This window comes from Micromonospora sp. NBC_01412 (genome assembly GCF_045040215.1).
Taxonomy (GTDB): domain Bacteria; phylum Actinomycetota; class Actinomycetes; order Mycobacteriales; family Micromonosporaceae; genus Micromonospora; species Micromonospora rubida.
Genome location: NZ_CP109528.1, coordinates 1,636,935 through 1,653,716 on the forward strand (window position 1 = coordinate 1,636,935; position 16,782 = coordinate 1,653,716).

The following is a 16,782-nucleotide window of genomic DNA, read 5'->3' on the forward strand; positions in this document are numbered from 1 at the left end:
AACGCCTGGCACCGTGGCTGAGCCGCTGCCTGCTGGCCCGTCCCGCAAGGCAGCGGGCCCGTCCCGCAGGCAGTGGCTCAGCGGCCGAGGATCACCCGGCGCACGTGCAGGGCGTACCCCCAGACCAGGGTGAAGATGATCCCCACCGCCAGCAGTGACCAGTGCAGCAGCCCGGCGAGCAGCAGCGCCCCCTGGAGCACCGTGCCGGCGTACCAGGCCCACTGCCGGCGCATCATCCCGGCGAGCACGATCGCCGCCACGGCCAACGCCACGATCACCGCGACGGCCGCGCCGCTGAGCTCCCCGCCGACCACCCGGATCGGCTGGATCGCGAGCAGCAGCACCAGGGCCTCCAGGCCGAGCGTCCCGGCGCCCAGGCCGCGCACCGCCCCCTCGGGGTTGCGCAGCCCGGAGCGCCGCTGACCCGATCCGTCGCCGGCGCCCTCCGCCCGGCGGTCTGAACCCGGGGCGGTCATCGCTTGAACAGCCTGCGGGCGTCGGCCACGGTCACCACCGACCCGGTGATCAGTACGCCGACCCCGGACAGCTCGCCGGGGACGTCGGACTCGGCCTCGGCCACCGCCGCCTCGATCGCGTCGGGCATCTCCTCGGCCACCGCCACCCGGTCCGCCCCGAAGACGTCCAGGGCCAGCTCGGCCAGCTCGTCGGCCGGCATCGCCCGCGGCGAGCTGTTGCGGGTGACCACCAGCGAGTCGAGCACCGGCTCCAGCAGCTCCAGCAGGCTCAGCGCGTCCTTGTCGCCGAGCACGCCGAGCACGCCGACCAGCTTGCTGAACGCGAACTCCTCCTGGAGGGCGGTCACCGTGGCCGCCATCCCGTGCGGATTGTGCGCCCCGTCGAGCAGGATCGTCGGCGCGTTCCGCACCTTCTCCAGCCGGCCGGGCGAGCTGACGGCGGCGAAGCCCTCCCGGACCGCCTCCACGTCGAGCTGCCGATTCGATCCCGCCCCGAGGAACGCCTCCACGGCGGCGAGCGCCACCGCCGCGTTCTGCGCCTGGTGCGCGCCGTGCAGCGGAACGAACATGTCCTCGTACACCCCGCCGAGGCCCTGGATGCTGAGCACCTGGCCGCCGACCGCCACCGAACGGCGCAGCACGCCGAACTCCGCCCCCTCGCGGGCGATCGTCGCGCCGACCTCGGCGCACCGCTCCAGGATCGGCCGGGCGGCCTCCTCCTCCTGCGCCGCGCAGACGACCGTGGCCCCCTTGTGGATGATCCCGGCCTTGTGCAGGGCGATGTCCTGGAGGGTGTCGCCCAGCCACTCGGTGTGGTCGAGCCCGATCGGGGTGAGCACCGCGACGCCGGCCTGGATCACGTTGGTGGAGTCCTCCGCCCCGCCGATCCCCACCTCGACCACCGCGACGTCGACCGGGGCGTCCGCGAAGGTGGCGAACGCCAGCGCCGTGGTCAGGTCGAAGTAGGTCAACGGCTCGGCGGAGCGCTGGTCGACCAACTCGGCCAGCGGCACCACCTCGCGGTACGTGGCCACGAAGCGTTCCTCGCTGACCGGCTCCCCGTCCAGGCTGATCCGCTCCCGGACGGTCTCCAGGTGCGGGCTGGTGTACCGGCCGGTGTGCAGCCCGAACGCCCGCAGCAGCGAGTCGATCATCCGGGCGGTCGAGGTCTTCCCGTTGGTCCCGGTCAGGTGGATCGACGGGTACGCCCGCTGCGGGCTGCCGAGCAGGTCGAGCAGCGTCTCGATCCGGTCCAGCTCGAAGTGCATGCGGGTGAACCCGCGCGCGGCCAGCTCGGCGTCGACGGCGGCAAACTCGCCGTCGACGCCGCGAGCGGTGCGGTGGGTGCGATCGTTACGGTCGGTCACGAGGGCAGCGCCTCCAGAGCGGCATCGATGCGGATCAGGTCGGCCTCGGCCGTGGCGAGCCGGTCGCGGATCTTGGCGACCACCGGCTCCGGGGCCTTCCCCACGAACGCCGGGTTGTCCAGCTTCGCGCGGGCCTGCGCGACCTCCTTCCCGGCGGCGGCGCGGTCCTTCGTCAGTCGGGCCCGCTCGGCGGCCACGTCGATCGAACCCCGGGTGTCCAGCGCGACGCTCACCTCGCCGGGCATGGCCAGGGTCGCGCTGGCCTGGAAGTCGTCGCCGGCCGGGTCGAGCCGGACCAGCGAGCGGATCAGCCGCTCGTGGGAGGCGATGCCCGCGCCGGCCAGGCCGTCGAGCCGGGCGACCACCCGCTGGGTGGGCCGCAGGCCCTGGTCCGAGCGGAACCGCCGGATCTCCGTCACCACCCGCTGGACGGTGCCGACCTCGCCCTCCGCGGCGTCGTCGATCCCGGTACGGTCGGCGGCCGGCCACGCGGCCGTCACCACCGTCTCCCCGCCGGTCAGCGCGATCCACAGTTCGTCGGTGACGAACGGGATCACCGGGTGCAGCAGCCGCAGGAGCTGGTCCAGGACGTGCCCGAGCACCCGCCGGGTGGCGTCGGCCGCCGCCCCGCCCTCGGCGAGCACCGGCTTGCCCAGCTCCACGTACCAGTCGCAGACGTCGTCCCAGGCGAAGTGGTAGAGCAGATCACAGACCTTCGCGAACTCGTACGCCTCGAACTGCTCGTCGACCTCGGCGGTGACGTGCGCCAGCCGGGACAGGATCCACCGGTCGACGGTGGAGAGCTGCTCGGCCGGCGGCAGCGGGCCGTTGGTGTGGGCGCCGTTCATCAGCGCGAACCGGGTGGCGTTCCACAGCTTGTTGCAGAAGTTGCGGGAGCCCTGGCACCAGTCCTCGCTGACCGGGACGTCCTGGCCGGGGTTGGCGCCCCGGGCGAGGGTGAACCGGGTGGCGTCCGCGCCGAACCGGTCGATCCAGTCCAGCGGGTCGACCACGTTGCCGAACGACTTCGACATCTTCTTGCCGTGCTCGTCGCGGACCATGCCGTGCAGGGCCACCACGTCGAACGGCGGCCGGCCGTCCATGGCGTAGAGGCCGAACATCATCATCCGGGCGACCCAGAAGAACAGGATGTCGTACCCGGTGACCAGGACGCTGGTCGGGTAGAACTTCGCCAGGTCCGGGGTCTGCTCCGGCCAGCCGAGGGTGGAGAACGGCCACAGGCCGCTGGAGAACCAGGTGTCCAGGACGTCCTCGTCCTGGTGCCAGCCATCGCCGGCCGGCGGCTCCTCGTCCGGGCCGACGCAGACGATCTCGCCGTCCGGGCCGTACCAGACCGGAATGCGGTGGCCCCACCAGAGCTGGCGGGAGATGCACCAGTCGTGCATGTTGTCGACCCAGGCGAAGTAGCGCTTGGCCAGCTCGGCCGGCTCGACCTTCACCCGGCCGTCGCGCACGGCGTCCCCGGCCGCCTTCGCCAGCGGGGCGGTGTTGACGAACCACTGCAACGACAGCCGCGGCTCGACCGTGGTCTTGCACCGTGAGCAGTGGCCCACGGCGTGCACGTACGGCCGCTTCTCGGCCACGATCAGGCCCTGCTCGCGCAGCGCGGCGACGATCGCCGGCCGGGCCTCGTACCGGTCCAGGCCCTCGAATGGGCCCGGCGCCGTGATGATGCCGCGCTCGTCCATGATCGTCAGGGCGGGCAGGTCGTGCCGCTGACCGATCTCGAAGTCGTTCGGGTCGTGCGCCGGGGTCACCTTCACCATGCCGGTGCCGAAGCTCGGGTCGACGTGCTCGTCGGCGACGATCGGGATGCGCCGGTCGGTCAGCGGCAGGGCGACCTCGGTGCCGATCAGGTGCCGGTACCGCTCGTCGTCGGGGTGCACCGCCACGGCGGTGTCGCCGAGCATCGTCTCGGCGCGGGTGGTGGCCACCACGACCTCGTCGCCGTACCGGATCGAGATCAGCTCGCCGTCGTCGTCGGTGTGCTCCACCTCGATGTCGGACAGGGCGGTCAGGCAGCGCGGGCACCAGTTGATGATCCGGTTGGCCCGGTAGATCAGCCCGTCGTCGAAGAGCTTCTTGAACATGGTCTGCACGGCCCGGGACAGCCCCGCGTCCATGGTGAAACGCTCGCGGTCCCAGTCGACCGCGTCGCCGAGGCGGCGCATCTGGCCCAGGATCGCGCCGCCGGACTCGGCCTTCCACTGCCAAACCCGCTCGACGAACTTCTCCCGGCCCAGGTCGTGCCGGGACAGGCCCTCTCCGGCGAGCTGCCGCTCGACGAGGTTCTGGGTGGCGATGCCGGCGTGGTCCATACCCGGCAGCCAGAGCGACTCGAAGCCCTGCATCCGCTTGCGCCGGGTAAGGGCGTCCATCAGCGTGTGCTCGAACGCGTGGCCCATGTGCAGCGAGCCGGTCACGTTGGGCGGCGGGATGACGATCGCGAAGGGCGGCTTGTCGCTCTGGGCCGACGCCCGGAAGTGCCCGGCGGCTACCCACTGCTCGTACCGTCGCTGCTCAACGTCGCCCGGCTGGTACTGGGCGGGCAGGGTCGGGGCGTCGGGGCGTCGGGCGTCCAGGCTGTCGGTCACCCTGAAAGTCTACGGAGCGCTTCCGCGGACCCGACGTGCGCCACCTGCCCTTCGCGTACGGTGTCGGCTATGTCCGACGCACATCTCACTGAGCGTCCGCTCGCTGACGAGCCCGAGCCGATCGACCTCACCGGGGAACCGATCCGGCTCAGCAACCGGGGCCCGCAGGGCTCGGCCCGGCGGCGCGGTCCCCGGTCCCGGCGCGGGCGGATCGCCCTCACCGTGCTCCTGGCGGCCGGCCTCGCCGGCGTCGGGGCGCTGGGCGTCGCCGGCTGGCGGGTGGCACAGCAGAAGGACGCCCGGCTGGCCGCTCCGGCCACCGTCGCCGGCCTGCAGCGCGACGACAGCGACCGGGCCCGCAGCACCGCCGACTACCTGCGCGACGGACTGTCCGCCGACATCGACCTGGATCGCAGCCTCGGCGTCGTGTACCGCGATCCGGCGGACGACAAGCGCTCCGTGCTGCTCTTCGGCGGCACCACCCTGCTGTGGCAGCCCGAACGCGACCTGGACACCCTCTTCGGCCTGATGGCCGACGAGACCGGGAAGGTCACCGGGCTGCGTAAGGTGCCGGCTGGCCGGTTCGGCGGGGTGATGAAGTGCGGCACCACCAGCGGCGACGGCGGTGACTTCGCCGTCTGCGGCTGGGCGGACCACGGCAGCGTCGCGATGGCGATGCTGCCGGGGCGCCCGGTCGACGCCGCCGGTGATCTGATGCGGCGGATCCGCGAGGATGTCCAGTCCCGTTCCTGAGCCGCGTCCCCGGGGACCGCGTTCCGGCCGTTCACGCCGGATCAGTCATGCCGGAACGGCCCGGGTCGTGGGTACGGAAATGGTCACGGAAACGCGTCAGGGCCACCCCCGAAGGGGTGGCCCTGACCGAAAGATGTCCGGCGGTGTCCTACTCTCCCACACCCTCCCGAGTGCAGTACCATCGGCGCTGGAGGGCTTAGCTTCCGGGTTCGGAATGTAACCGGGCGTTTCCCCTCCGCCATGACCGCCGTAACTCTATCGACATATCAAACAACACCAGCAACTGGTCTGTTGTTCATTTGTCGAGAGTTGCACAGTGGACGCGTAGCAGCTTAGTAGTCAAGTCCTCGGCCTATTAGTACCGGTCAACTCAACCCGTTACCGAGCTTACATTTCCGGCCTATCAACCCAGTAGTCTAGCTGGGGGCCTTACCCCACAAAAGTGGGTGGGATACCTCATCTTGAAGCAGGCTTCCCGCTTAGATGCTTTCAGCGGTTATCCCTTCCGAACGTAGCTAACCAGCCGTGCCCCTGGCGGGACAACTGGCACACCAGAGGTTCGTCCGTCCCGGTCCTCTCGTACTAGGGACAGCCCTTCTCAAGTATCCTACGCGCACGGCGGATAGGGACCGAACTGTCTCACGACGTTCTAAACCCAGCTCGCGTACCGCTTTAATGGGCGAACAGCCCAACCCTTGGGACCTGCTACAGCCCCAGGATGCGACGAGCCGACATCGAGGTGCCAAACCATCCCGTCGATATGGACTCTTGGGGAAGATCAGCCTGTTATCCCCGGGGTACCTTTTATCCGTTGAGCGACACCGCTTCCACTCGCAAGTGCCGGATCACTAGTCCCGACTTTCGTCCCTGCTCGACCTGTCAGTCTCACAGTCAAGCTCCCTTGTGTACTTGCACTCAACACCTGATTGCCAACCAGGCTGAGGGAACCTTTGGGCGCCTCCGTTACCTTTTAGGAGGCAACCGCCCCAGTTAAACTACCCACCAGACACTGTCCCTGAACCGGATAACGGCCCGAAGTTAGAAACCCAAATCAACCAGAGTGGTATTTCAAGATTGCCTCCACCCATACTGGCGTATGGACTTCACCGGCTCCCACCTATCCTACACAAGCTAATTCGGATACCAATGTCAAGCTATAGTAAAGGTCCCGGGGTCTTTCCGTCCTGCCGCGCGTAACGAGCATCTTTACTCGTAATGCAATTTCGCCGGGCCTGTGGTTGAGACAGTGGGGAAGTCGTTACGCCATTCGTGCAGGTCGGAACTTACCCGACAAGGAATTTCGCTACCTTAGGATGGTTATAGTTACCACCGCCGTTTACTGGCGCTTAAGTTCTCCGCTTCGCCCCGAAGAGCTAACAGGTCCCCTTAACGTTCCAGCACCGGGCAGGCGTCAGTCCATATACATCGAATTACTTCTTCGCATGGACCTGTGTTTTTAGTAAACAGTCGCTTCCCCCTGCTCTCTGCGGCCATACAACGCTCCACCCGCAAGGGGCTTCACGTCTCCGGCCCCCCTTCTCCCTAAGTTACGGGGGCAATTTGCCGAGTTCCTTAACCACAGTTCGCCCGATCGCCTCGGTATTCTCTACCTGACCACCTGTGTCGGTTTGGGGTACGGGCCGCTAAGAACTCGCTAGAGGCTTTTCTCGGCAGCATAGGATCACTGACTTCACCTGAATCGGCTCGGCATCACGTCTCAGCCTTAATGCACCGCGGATTTGCCTACGGTACGGCCTACACGCTTACCCCGGCACAACCACCGGCCGGGCTCAGCTACCTTCCTGCGTCACCCCATCGCTTGACTACTACCCGCCAGGTTCCCACACTCACCCAGTTAAGTCCGAAGACCGCCCCAAGATCACATGGTTAGCACAACAAGGTTCATCATGGGCGTTCTTTCGCGGGTACGGGAATATCAACCCGTTGTCCATCGACTACGCCTCTCGGCCTCGCCTTAGGTCCCGACTCACCCAGGGCGGATTAGCCTGGCCCTGGAACCCTTGGTCATCCGGCGGAAGGGTTTCTCACCCTTCTTTCGCTACTCATGCCTGCATTCTCACTCGTGCCGCGTCCACAACTGGGTCACCCCGCTGCTTCACCCCCGGCACGACGCTCCCCTACCCATCCACACACCTGCACAAGGAATCAAGTCCAAGCGAGGATAAAATATGAATGCCACAGCTTCGGCGGTGTGCTTGAGCCCCGCTACATTGTCGGCGCGGAACCACTTGACCAGTGAGCTATTACGCACTCTTTAAAGGGTGGCTGCTTCTAAGCCAACCTCCTGGTTGTCTATGCGACCCCACATCCTTTTCCACTTAGCACACGCTTAGGGGCCTTAGCTGGTGATCTGGGCTGTTTCCCTCTCGACTACGAAGCTTATCCCCCGCAGTCTCACTGCCGCGCTCTCACTTACCGGCATTCGGAGTTTGGCTGATTTCGGTAAGCTTGTGGGCCCCCTAGACCATCCAGTGCTCTACCTCCGGCAAGAAACACGCGACGCTGCACCTAAATGCATTTCGGGGAGAACCAGCTATCACGGAGTTTGATTGGCCTTTCACCCCTAACCACAGGTCATCCCCCAACTTTTCAACGTTGGTGGGTTCGGCCCTCCACGCGGTCTTACCCGCGCTTCAGCCTGCCCATGGCTAGATCACTCCGCTTCGGGTCTAGGACACGCGACTGAATCGCCCTATTCAGACTCGCTTTCGCTACGGCTCCCCCACACGGGTTAACCTCGCCACATGCCACTAACTCGCAGGCTCATTCTTCAAAAGGCACGCCGTCACCCCGCAAGGCTCCGACGGATTGTAGGCGAACGGTTTCAGGTACTATTTCACTCCCCTCCCGGGGTACTTTTCACCATTCCCTCACGGTACTTGTCCGCTATCGGTCACCAGGAAGTATTTAGGCTTACCAGGTGGTCCTGGCAGATTCACGGCAGATTACAGGGGTCCGCCGCTACTCGGGAACACCCACAGAAGACCAGCCACTTTCACCTACCGGACTCTCACCGCCTACGGTCAGCCATTCCAGACTGTTCGGCTAGCAACTGGTTTTATAACTTCTCGAACAAGTGTCAGCTCATTCAGCAAGGTCCCACAACCCCAACCACGCAACCCCTGACAGGTATCACACGCAGCCGGTTTAGCCTAGATCCGCTTTCGCTCGCCACTACTCACGGAATCACTCTTGTTTTCTCTTCCTACGGGTACTGAGATGTTTCACTTCCCCGCGTTCCCTCCACACACCCTATGTATTCAGGTGCGGGTGACATCACATGACTGATGCCAGGTTTCCCCATTCGGACACCCTGGGATCACAGCTTGGTTGACAGCTCCCCCAGGCCTATCGCGGCCTCCCACGTCCTTCATCGGCTCCTGGTGCCAAGGCATCCACCGTTCGCCCTTGACAACTTGACCACAAAGATGCTCGCGTCCACTGTGCAATTCTCAACAAACGACCAACCCACAACCCACAGCCCCACACCAAACCCGACAACCGCCGACGGTATGCGAGACCAGGCCATGCCTGGCAACCAACCCCCACCCACAGGCGAGGCAATGGCTCCGAAGAAAACAACCAATGGTTGTTCCTTCAGGACCCAACAGGGTGCTCTCCGCCCTCCCCCAGCCGCACCAGAAGGAACCATTCCCACCACCCCAAAAGGGCAGCTGTACTAGGTCCCCCGGCCGTTGCCAGGGCAAAACTCACCAGTGTCTCCGCCATCTGAGCACCCCAACCCGACATACGCAGGTCGCGGGCTCCATACCGCCTTTCGACGGATGGTGCTCCTTAGAAAGGAGGTGATCCAGCCGCACCTTCCGGTACGGCTACCTTGTTACGACTTCGTCCCAATCGCCAGCCCCACCTTCGACGGCTCCCTCCCACAAGGGGTTGGGCCACCGGCTTCGGGTGTTGCCGACTTTCGTGACGTGACGGGCGGTGTGTACAAGGCCCGGGAACGTATTCACCGCAGCGTTGCTGATCTGCGATTACTAGCGACTCCGACTTCACGGGGTCGAGTTGCAGACCCCGATCCGAACTGAGACCGGCTTTTTGGGATTCGCTCCACCTTACGGTATCGCAGCCCATTGTACCGGCCATTGTAGCATGCGTGAAGCCCTGGACATAAGGGGCATGATGACTTGACGTCATCCCCACCTTCCTCCGAGTTGACCCCGGCAGTCTTCGATGAGTCCCCGCCATAACGCGCTGGCAACATCGAACGAGGGTTGCGCTCGTTGCGGGACTTAACCCAACATCTCACGACACGAGCTGACGACAGCCATGCACCACCTGTGACCGCCCCCGAAGGACCTCACATCTCTGCGAGTTTTGCGGCCATGTCAAACCCAGGTAAGGTTCTTCGCGTTGCATCGAATTAATCCGCATGCTCCGCCGCTTGTGCGGGCCCCCGTCAATTCCTTTGAGTTTTAGCCTTGCGGCCGTACTCCCCAGGCGGGGCGCTTAATGCGTTAGCTGCGGCACAGGAAACCGGAGAGGTCCCCCACACCTAGCGCCCAACGTTTACAGCGTGGACTACCAGGGTATCTAATCCTGTTCGCTCCCCACGCTTTCGCTCCTCAGCGTCAGTATCGGCCCAGAGACCTGCCTTCGCCATCGGTGTTCCTCCTGATATCTGCGCATTTCACCGCTACACCAGGAATTCCAGTCTCCCCTACCGAACTCTAGCCTGCCCGTATCGACTGCAGGCCCGCAGTTGAGCTGCGGGTTTTCACAGTCGACGCGACAAGCCGCCTACGAGCTCTTTACGCCCAATAATTCCGGACAACGCTCGCACCCTACGTCTTACCGCGGCTGCTGGCACGTAGTTGGCCGGTGCTTCTTCTGCAGGTACCGTCACTTTCGCTTCGTCCCTGCTGAAAGAGGTTTACAACCCGAAGGCCGTCATCCCTCACGCGGCGTCGCTGCATCAGGCTTCCGCCCATTGTGCAATATTCCCCACTGCTGCCTCCCGTAGGAGTCTGGGCCGTGTCTCAGTCCCAGTGTGGCCGGTCGCCCTCTCAGGCCGGCTACCCGTCGTCGCCTTGGTAGGCCATTACCCCACCAACAAGCTGATAGGCCGCGAGCCCATCCCAGGCCGAAAAACTTTACACCACCAGCCATGCGGCCAGCAGTCATATTCGGTATTAGCCCCCGTTTCCGAGGGTTATCCCAAAGCCTAGGGCAGGTTGCTCACGTGTTACTCACCCGTTCGCCGCTCGAGTACCCCGAAGGGCCTTTCCGCTCGACTTGCATGTGTTAAGCACGCCGCCAGCGTTCGTCCTGAGCCAGGATCAAACTCTCCAACAAAAACTTGTTGAAAAACTGTCCCGACAACAAAAAGTGTTGCCAAAGGAATCCCAACCAGCCGAAACCCTAAAGTCCGACCAGTACGGGGTATAAATCATAATTGGCACTGGCTTATCAAGCACCCTGTTGAGTTCTCAAAGAACAACCACACACCATCCAGTGAATCCCACTTAGTGGGACCCCCTTCTGGGGCAACCTCTCCAACTTACCCGATCGCCTCTTCGCAGTCAACCTCGTTGCCGAAGTTTTCTTTGCCGATTTGATCGACCCCACGTTGACGCTCGCCAGAATTGGCGGTCGTTTCTGTCGTGGGAAGCCGCAGACCGGCCGATCGCCACTTCCGCGGCCATCCGCCCGGCTCCTGCCGGCTTCAGCACTCTACCTGGTCGGCTTCGCGATCGCAACTCCGTCTCACCGGCGTTGCTCCGCACCACCCAGGTTCCCAGCCTCGCTCGGCGTCTCCGCCTCAAGCCTGGTGCCCGCTCTCAGCCGGTTTGTCCGGCCTCCCGCTTGCAGAGAGAAAGTTACGCGTACGGCCAACAGAAGGCAAATCAGCGTCCGTCGATGCTGCCAAGATCGTGTCCCGGGAACCGTCCGCACGGCTCACCCGCACACCATGCGCCGGCGTGCCAAAGTGTCTGGCATGGATGACGCTCCCGCCCTACCGGCGGCCACCCTCGCCGAGGAAGCCCTGCTCGGCCTGCTGATGCCCTTCTGGCAGCTGGTCATCGGCGCCGTCGTACTGGTCGTCATCCTGGTGTCGGTCGGCCGGCTGGCCCGTCGCGGAACATCCCGGATGACCACCGCCCTCCTGGTGACCGCCGGCGCCATCGCCGGCCTCACCGTGATCGGCGTCCTGCTCCAGGGCTGATGACCGCCCACCCGCCGACGTCCCGCCAACGGCGCTCAGAGGCGGCGGTTTGCCAGGCTCGGCAGCTCGGCGCGGATCGCCCGGAGCCGCTCCAGGTCGAGGTCGACGACGGTCAGACCGGGGCCGTCCGGCACCTGGCCGAGGACCGTCCCCCACGGGTCGACCACCATGCTGCGGCCGAAGCAGGTACGCGCCGGCTCGTGGTCGCCGGTCTGACCGGCCGCCGCCACGAAACACTGGTTCTCGATGGCCCGGGCCCGCAGCAGGACCTCCCAGTGGTCCCGCCCGGTGTGCAGCATGAACGCCGCCGGCAGCACCAGCAGTTGCGCGTCCCCGTCCGTGACCAGTTGCCGGTAGAGCTCGGGGAACCGCAGGTCGTAGCAGATCGACAGGCCGACCCGGACGCCCTCGACGTCGACCACCACGGGCTTCTCCCCTGGTGCGACCGTCGCCGACTCCAGGTAGGAGACCCGCCCGGGGATCTCCACGTCGTACAGATGGATCTTGCGGTAGCTGGTGACCAGCGTGCCGGACCGGTCGAAGACCAACGACGTGTTGAAGGTGTGTTCCGGATCCGGGCCGGCCTCGTGGAAGGATCCCGCGACCAGCCAGATGCCGAGCCGGCGGGCCACATCGGCGAAGAACCGGCCCACCGTGCCGTCTACGGGCTCCGGCGCGGGCAGGCCGGCTGCGGGGCCCAGGTAGTCGACGTACTCCGGGAGGACGGCCAGGTCCGCACCGGCCGCTGCGGCGCGGACCAGCAGGGCCTCCGCGGCCGCGAGGTTGGCCGCCCGGTCGTCGCGGGCGTTGAGCTGGCAGACGGCGACGCGCATGGCCCTCAGCGTACGGCCGAAGAAGCGCCCGCGACAGCCTCGGACTTCTCCGGGGCCGCCGCGGGAACACCGCTCCCCTGATCAGGGGGAAGGCAGGTCAGGCGGACTTCTCCTCGCGGTCCCCACGGTCGCGACGGGCCCGGCGGCCGGTGAACTCCCGCGGCACGATCGTCGGGTTGACGTTCTCCAGGACCACCTCGCGGGTGATCAGCACCCGGGCGGCGTCGGGGTTGCTCGGCACCTCGTACATCGCGGAGAGCAGAACCTCCTCGATGATGGCGCGCAGGCCACGGGCCCCGGTGCCGCGCAGCATCGCCTGGTCGGCGATCGCCTCCAGGGCCGGGTCGTCGAACTCCAGCTCGACGCCGTCGAGCTCGAAGAGGCGTTGGTACTGCTTGACCAGGGCGTTGCGCGGCTCGGTGAGGATCCGCACGAGGGCCGACCGGTCGAGGCTGCGGACGTTGGTGATCACCGGAAGCCGGCCGACGAACTCGGGGATCAGCCCGAACTTCAGCATGTCCTCCGGCATCACCTGGCTGAAGATATCGTCGGCCGAACGGTCGGAGATCGACCGGAGCCGGGAGCCGAAGCCGGTGCCGCCGTGGCCGGTGCGAGACTCGATGATCTGGTCGAGACCGGCGAAGGCGCCACCGCAGATGAACAGCACGTTGGTGGTGTCGATCTGGATGAACTCCTGGTGCGGGTGCTTCCGGCCGCCCTGCGGCGGCACATTGGCCACCGTGCCCTCCAGCATCTTCAGCAGGGCCTGCTGGACGCCCTCGCCGGAGACGTCCCGGGTGATCGACGGGTTCTCCGACTTGCGGGCGATCTTGTCGACCTCGTCGATGTAGATGATGCCGGTCTCGGCGCGCTTGATGTCGTAGTCCGCAGCCTGGATCAGCTTGAGGAGGATGTTCTCCACGTCCTCGCCGACGTAGCCGGCCTCGGTCAGCGCGGTGGCGTCGGCGATGGCGAAGGGGACGTTCAGCATCCGTGCGAGGGTCTGCGCCAGGTGCGTCTTGCCACAGCCGGTCGGCCCGAGCAGCAGGATGTTCGACTTGGCCAGCTCGACGGCGTCGCTACCTGAACCCGGCGCGCCGGCCGCCTCGGCCTGGATCCGCTTGTAGTGGTTGTAGACCGCGACCGCGAGCGCCTTCTTGGCCTGGTCCTGGCCGACCACGTAGTTGTCGAGGAACTGGCAGATCTCCATCGGCTTGGGAAGCTCTTCCCACTTCACCTCGCCGGACTCGGCCAACTCCTCCTCGATGATCTCGTTGCAGAGATCGATGCACTCGTCGCAGATGTAGACCCCAGGGCCCGCGATGAGCTTCTTGACCTGCTTCTGCGACTTGCCGCAGAAGGAGCATTTGAGTAGGTCGCCGCCGTCACCGATTCGTGCCACCTACGTTCTCCCTGCACTCATCGGCCGGTGCACCGGCCATGACTTGCGGACGTTGCGCTCCGTCCGGCTCTGTTCGCCCGCCGGACCGACCCGACGCAGCGGTACGGACCCGACGTTACCCGCTGGCGGGGGTTTCTCCGACCCCCAATTCGGGCGTGTCAGAGGCCGACCGGGAACCCGCCCGGCCGGCCTCCGACCCGATGCTCGGTCAGCGGGCCGCGTTGGCGGCCAGCAGGCCCTTCTTGCGGCTGGTGAGGATCGTGTCGACCAGCCCGTACTCGCGGGACTCCTCGGCCGTCATGATCTTGTCCCGGTCGATGTCCTTGCGGACCTTCTCGAGCGGCCGGTTGCAGTGCTGGGAGAGCATGTCCTCCAGCTGGGTCCGCATCCGCAGGATCTCCCGGGCCTGGATCTCGATGTCCGAGCCCTGCCCGTAACCGCCCTCGGTTGCCGGCTGGTGGATGATGATCCGCGAGTTCGGCAGCGCCATCCGCTTGCCCGGCGTGCCGGCGGCCAGCAACACGGCGGCCGCGCTGGCGGCCTGACCGAGACAGACCGTCGAGACGTCCGGCCGGATGTACTGCATCGTGTCGTAGATCGCCGTCATGGCGGTGAAGGAACCGCCCGGCGAGTTGATGTACATGGTGATGTCGCGGTCCGGGTCGGTGCCCTCGAGCGTCAGCAGCTGCGCCATCACGTCGTTGGCGGACGCGTCGTCCACCTGGACGCCGAGGAAGATGATCCGGTCCTCGAAGAGCTTGTTGTACGGGTTGGACTCCTTCACCCCGTACGACGTGCGCTCGACGAACGACGGCAGGACGTAGCGGTTGTGCACGGCCGCGAACTGGGGCGGCAGGCTCAGGTCGGTCATCGTCAGCTCCTCGCTCAGCTCAGGGTCCCGGCGCCTTCCGGAACCTGGGTGGCTCCGGTGATCACCTTGTCGATGAAGCCGTAGTCCCTGGCCTCCTGGGCGGTGAACCAGCGGTCGCGGTCCGAGTCCGCCTCGATCTGCGCCTGGGTCTGGCCGGTGTGGTGCGCGACCCGCTCCTGGAACATCCGCTTCGTGTAGAGCATCTGCTCCGCCTGGATGGCGATGTCGGAGGCGGTGCCGCCCATGCCGCCGGACGGCTGGTGCATCATGATCCGCGCGTGGGGCAGGGCGTACCGCTTGCCCTTGGTGCCCGCGCAGAGCAGGAGCTGGCCCATGGAGGCCGCCATGCCCATAGCCACGGTCGACACGTCGTTGTCGATGAACTGCATGGTGTCGTAGATCGCCATGCCGGAGTAGACCGAGCCACCCGGCGAGTTGATCCAGAGGTTGATGTCGCGGTCCGGGTCCTCCGCGGCGAGCAGCAGCAGCTGCGCGCAGATGCGGTTGGCGACCTGGTCGGTCACCTCGCTGCCGAGGAAGATGATGCGCTCCTTGAGCAACCGGTTGTAGACCGAGTCGTCGAGGTTGCCAATGTTGTCGCCACCGCGGGCCTCGATCGCCCGGAGCGGCTTCGCTGGGATGTGCATGTCGGTCATGGCAGCCCTTCGCTCTCCGTACCGTCTTCACCGACACTAACCGCTCACCCGGGTGACACAGTCCCGGTCGGGGCGCTTTTCGCTCTCAGCGCAGCCCCTCCCAGACGTACCCGGAAAAGGGTTTCGGCCGCCGTCCACCGGGACCGGTGGACGGCGGCCTCAGCCGACGATCAGTGCTCGTGGTCGTGGTCGTGGGCCTCGTCGCCTTCGGCGCGGATCGCGTCGAGGCTGACCTCGTTGCCCGCCGAGTCCTTGATCTTGATGTGCTCCATCACCGAGGCGAGCGCCTTGCCCCGCCGCACGTCGCCGAAGACGGCGGCCGCCGCGCCGGAGCGGACGAGCTGGTCGTAGTACTGCTGCGGGGCCATCCCGGCGCGCTGGGCGCGGTGGACGATCTCGTGGCCGAACTCGTCGTCGGAGACCTGGACGTCCTCGGCGTCGGCCAGGATGTCCAGCAGCAGCTGGATCTTGACCCCGTCGGTCGCCGCCTCGTTCAGCTCGGCGTCGATCTGCTCCTCGGTCTTGTCCTCGGCGGCGAGGTACTCCTCCAGCGAGGCGCCGATCCGCTCCAGCTGGTCGACCATGGCCTGCTTGCGGCTCTCGACCTCCTCGCGGACCACGCCCTCCGGCGCCGGCACCTCGGCGGCCTCGACGAGCTGCTCGAGGGCCTTGTCCCGGGCGGCGTAGATCTGCTCGACGCGCTTGCCCCGGGTGACCTTCTCGCGCAGGTCGTCGCGCAGCTCGTCGATCGTGTCGAACTCGCTCGCCAGCTGCGCGAAGTCGTCGTCGAGCTCGGGCAGCTCCTTCTCCTTGACCGTGCGCACGGTCACCGCCACCTCGGCGTCCCGGCCGGCGAAGTCGCCGCCGACGAGCTGGGTGGTGAAGGTGGTGCTCTCGCCGGCGGCGAGGCCGACGAGAGCCTCGTCCATCCCCGGCAGGAGCTGCTTGCTGCCGACCTCGTGGGAGATGTTGGTCGCCTGCCCGCCGGGGACGTCCTCACCGTCGACCGTGGCGTTCAGGTCGATCTGGACGTAGTCGCCCTCGGCGGCGGCCCGCTCGACGGTCTTCAGGGTGGCGAACCGCTCACGCAGGTTCTTCACCTGCTCGTCGATCTCACTGTCGTCGATCTGGAGCTCGTCGACGGTGACCTCGATGCTGTCCAGGTCGGGCAGGGTGATCTCGGGCCGGACGTCGACCTCGGCGGTGAAGTTCAGCGAGTCACCGTCGTTGAACTCGGTGATCTCGACATCGGGCCGGCCGAGGGTCTTCAGGTCATGCTCGCGGACCGCGGCGAGGATGTTCTGCGGGATGGCCTCCTGCACCGCCTCGTTGAGGACGGTGCCCCGGCCCACCCGCTGGTCGATCACGGCGGTCGGCACCTTGCCCCGGCGGAAGCCGGGCACCTGTACCTGCGAACCGATCTCCCGGTACGCCTTCTTGAGGCTCGGCTCGAGCTCGACGAACGGCACCTCGATGGCGAGCCGCACGCGCGTCGGGCTCAGAGTCTCGACGGTGCTCTTCACAGGCGTACTCCTTGACGGATCTCAGTTGAGTCTGGGCGTAATTCGGCCCATCGAGTGTAGGTGAGCCGACGCGGCCCT

10 protein-coding genes and 3 rRNA genes are annotated in these 16,782 nt (G+C 66.1%); 2 read left to right on the plus strand and 11 right to left on the minus strand.

From position 1 onward, the window contains the following. Positions 1 to 77: 77 nt before the first annotated feature. The 3 genes from OG617_RS07190 to OG617_RS07200 all read right to left on the minus strand — a co-directional run bounded on the left by OG617_RS07190 (position 78) and on the right by OG617_RS07200 (position 4,458). Complete coding sequence (locus OG617_RS07190) at positions 78 to 476, minus strand: DUF4233 domain-containing protein (RefSeq protein WP_405099810.1); 399 nt, start codon at positions 474 to 476, stop codon at positions 78 to 80. After that, positions 473 to 1,744 carry a bifunctional folylpolyglutamate synthase/dihydrofolate synthase gene (locus tag OG617_RS07195; protein ID WP_405103523.1) on the minus strand — a complete coding sequence of 424 codons (1,272 nt, stop codon included), beginning with the start codon at positions 1,742 to 1,744 and terminating at the stop codon, positions 473 to 475. The genes OG617_RS07190 and OG617_RS07195 overlap by 4 nt, the downstream gene beginning before the upstream one ends. 95 nt (positions 1,745 to 1,839) lie before the next feature. Next, positions 1,840 to 4,458: a valine--tRNA ligase gene (locus OG617_RS07200; protein WP_405099812.1), complete on the minus strand. Its 2,619-nt coding sequence runs from the start codon at positions 4,456 to 4,458 to the stop codon at positions 1,840 to 1,842. A gap of 69 nt (positions 4,459 to 4,527) precedes the next feature. On the opposite strand from OG617_RS07200, the gene OG617_RS07205 reads away from it, so the two are divergent. After that, positions 4,528 to 5,211 carry a hypothetical protein gene (locus OG617_RS07205; protein WP_405099814.1) on the plus strand — a complete coding sequence of 228 codons (684 nt, stop codon included), beginning with the start codon at positions 4,528 to 4,530 and terminating at the stop codon, positions 5,209 to 5,211. A 135-nt stretch (positions 5,212 to 5,346) separates the two neighbouring features. On the opposite strand, the gene rrf is transcribed toward OG617_RS07205, so the two are convergent. From rrf to OG617_RS07220, 3 genes are all read right to left on the minus strand, one after another. Next, a 5S ribosomal RNA gene (gene rrf, locus OG617_RS07210) occupies positions 5,347 to 5,463 on the minus strand. 83 nt (positions 5,464 to 5,546) lie between these two features. Further along, positions 5,547 to 8,654, minus strand: a 23S ribosomal RNA gene (locus tag OG617_RS07215). A gap of 377 nt (positions 8,655 to 9,031) precedes the next feature. Further along, a 16S ribosomal RNA gene (locus tag OG617_RS07220) occupies positions 9,032 to 10,548 on the minus strand. Together the 16S, 23S and 5S rRNA genes form the textbook arrangement of a ribosomal RNA operon. Positions 10,549 to 11,191: 643 nt before the next feature. Here OG617_RS07220 and OG617_RS07225 point away from each other — a divergent pair. Then, on the plus strand, positions 11,192 to 11,419 hold the full coding sequence (locus tag OG617_RS07225) for a hypothetical protein (protein WP_396685486.1): 228 nt from the start codon (positions 11,192 to 11,194) through the stop codon (positions 11,417 to 11,419). A gap of 35 nt (positions 11,420 to 11,454) precedes the next feature. On the opposite strand, the gene OG617_RS07230 is transcribed toward OG617_RS07225, so the two are convergent. The 5 genes from OG617_RS07230 to tig form a co-directional block, all read right to left on the minus strand. Then, the gene (locus OG617_RS07230; RefSeq protein ID WP_405099817.1) at positions 11,455 to 12,252 is read right to left on the minus strand and encodes a carbon-nitrogen hydrolase family protein; all 798 of its coding nucleotides are present in this window, start codon (positions 12,250 to 12,252) and stop codon (positions 11,455 to 11,457) included. A 97-nt stretch (positions 12,253 to 12,349) separates the two neighbouring features. Continuing rightward, positions 12,350 to 13,654, minus strand: coding sequence for an ATP-dependent Clp protease ATP-binding subunit ClpX (clpX, locus tag OG617_RS07235; RefSeq protein ID WP_161684728.1), 1,305 nt, complete (start codon positions 13,652 to 13,654; stop codon positions 12,350 to 12,352). Positions 13,655 to 13,862: 208 nt separating this feature from the next. Continuing rightward, on the minus strand, positions 13,863 to 14,525 hold the full coding sequence (locus tag OG617_RS07240; RefSeq protein WP_396685481.1) for an ATP-dependent Clp protease proteolytic subunit: 663 nt from the start codon (positions 14,523 to 14,525) through the stop codon (positions 13,863 to 13,865). Positions 14,526 to 14,539: 14 nt separating this feature from the next. Beyond that, positions 14,540 to 15,181, minus strand: coding sequence for an ATP-dependent Clp protease proteolytic subunit (locus tag OG617_RS07245; protein WP_161684732.1), 642 nt, complete (start codon positions 15,179 to 15,181; stop codon positions 14,540 to 14,542). Between the two features lie 170 nt (positions 15,182 to 15,351). Then, on the minus strand, positions 15,352 to 16,704 hold the full coding sequence (gene tig / locus OG617_RS07250; RefSeq protein WP_405099821.1) for a trigger factor: 1,353 nt from the start codon (positions 16,702 to 16,704) through the stop codon (positions 15,352 to 15,354). Positions 16,705 to 16,782 lie beyond the last annotated feature (78 nt).

Excerpts from the sequence above, each read along its gene's own strand:
- OG617_RS07190 (WP_405099810.1), bottom strand. The coding sequence starts at position 476 with ATGACCGCCCCGGGTTCAGACCGCCGGGCGGAGGGCGCCGGCGACGGA.
- OG617_RS07195 (WP_405103523.1), bottom strand. The coding sequence starts at position 1,744 with ATGCACTTCGAGCTGGACCGGATCGAGACGCTGCTCGACCTGCTCGGC.
- OG617_RS07205 (WP_405099814.1), top strand. The coding sequence starts at position 4,528 with ATGTCCGACGCACATCTCACTGAGCGTCCGCTCGCTGACGAGCCCGAG.
- OG617_RS07225 (WP_396685486.1), top strand. The coding sequence starts at position 11,192 with ATGGATGACGCTCCCGCCCTACCGGCGGCCACCCTCGCCGAGGAAGCC.
- OG617_RS07230 (WP_405099817.1), bottom strand. The coding sequence starts at position 12,252 with ATGCGCGTCGCCGTCTGCCAGCTCAACGCCCGCGACGACCGGGCGGCC.
- OG617_RS07240 (WP_396685481.1), bottom strand. The coding sequence starts at position 14,525 with ATGACCGACCTGAGCCTGCCGCCCCAGTTCGCGGCCGTGCACAACCGC.
- OG617_RS07245 (WP_161684732.1), bottom strand. The coding sequence starts at position 15,181 with ATGACCGACATGCACATCCCAGCGAAGCCGCTCCGGGCGATCGAGGCC.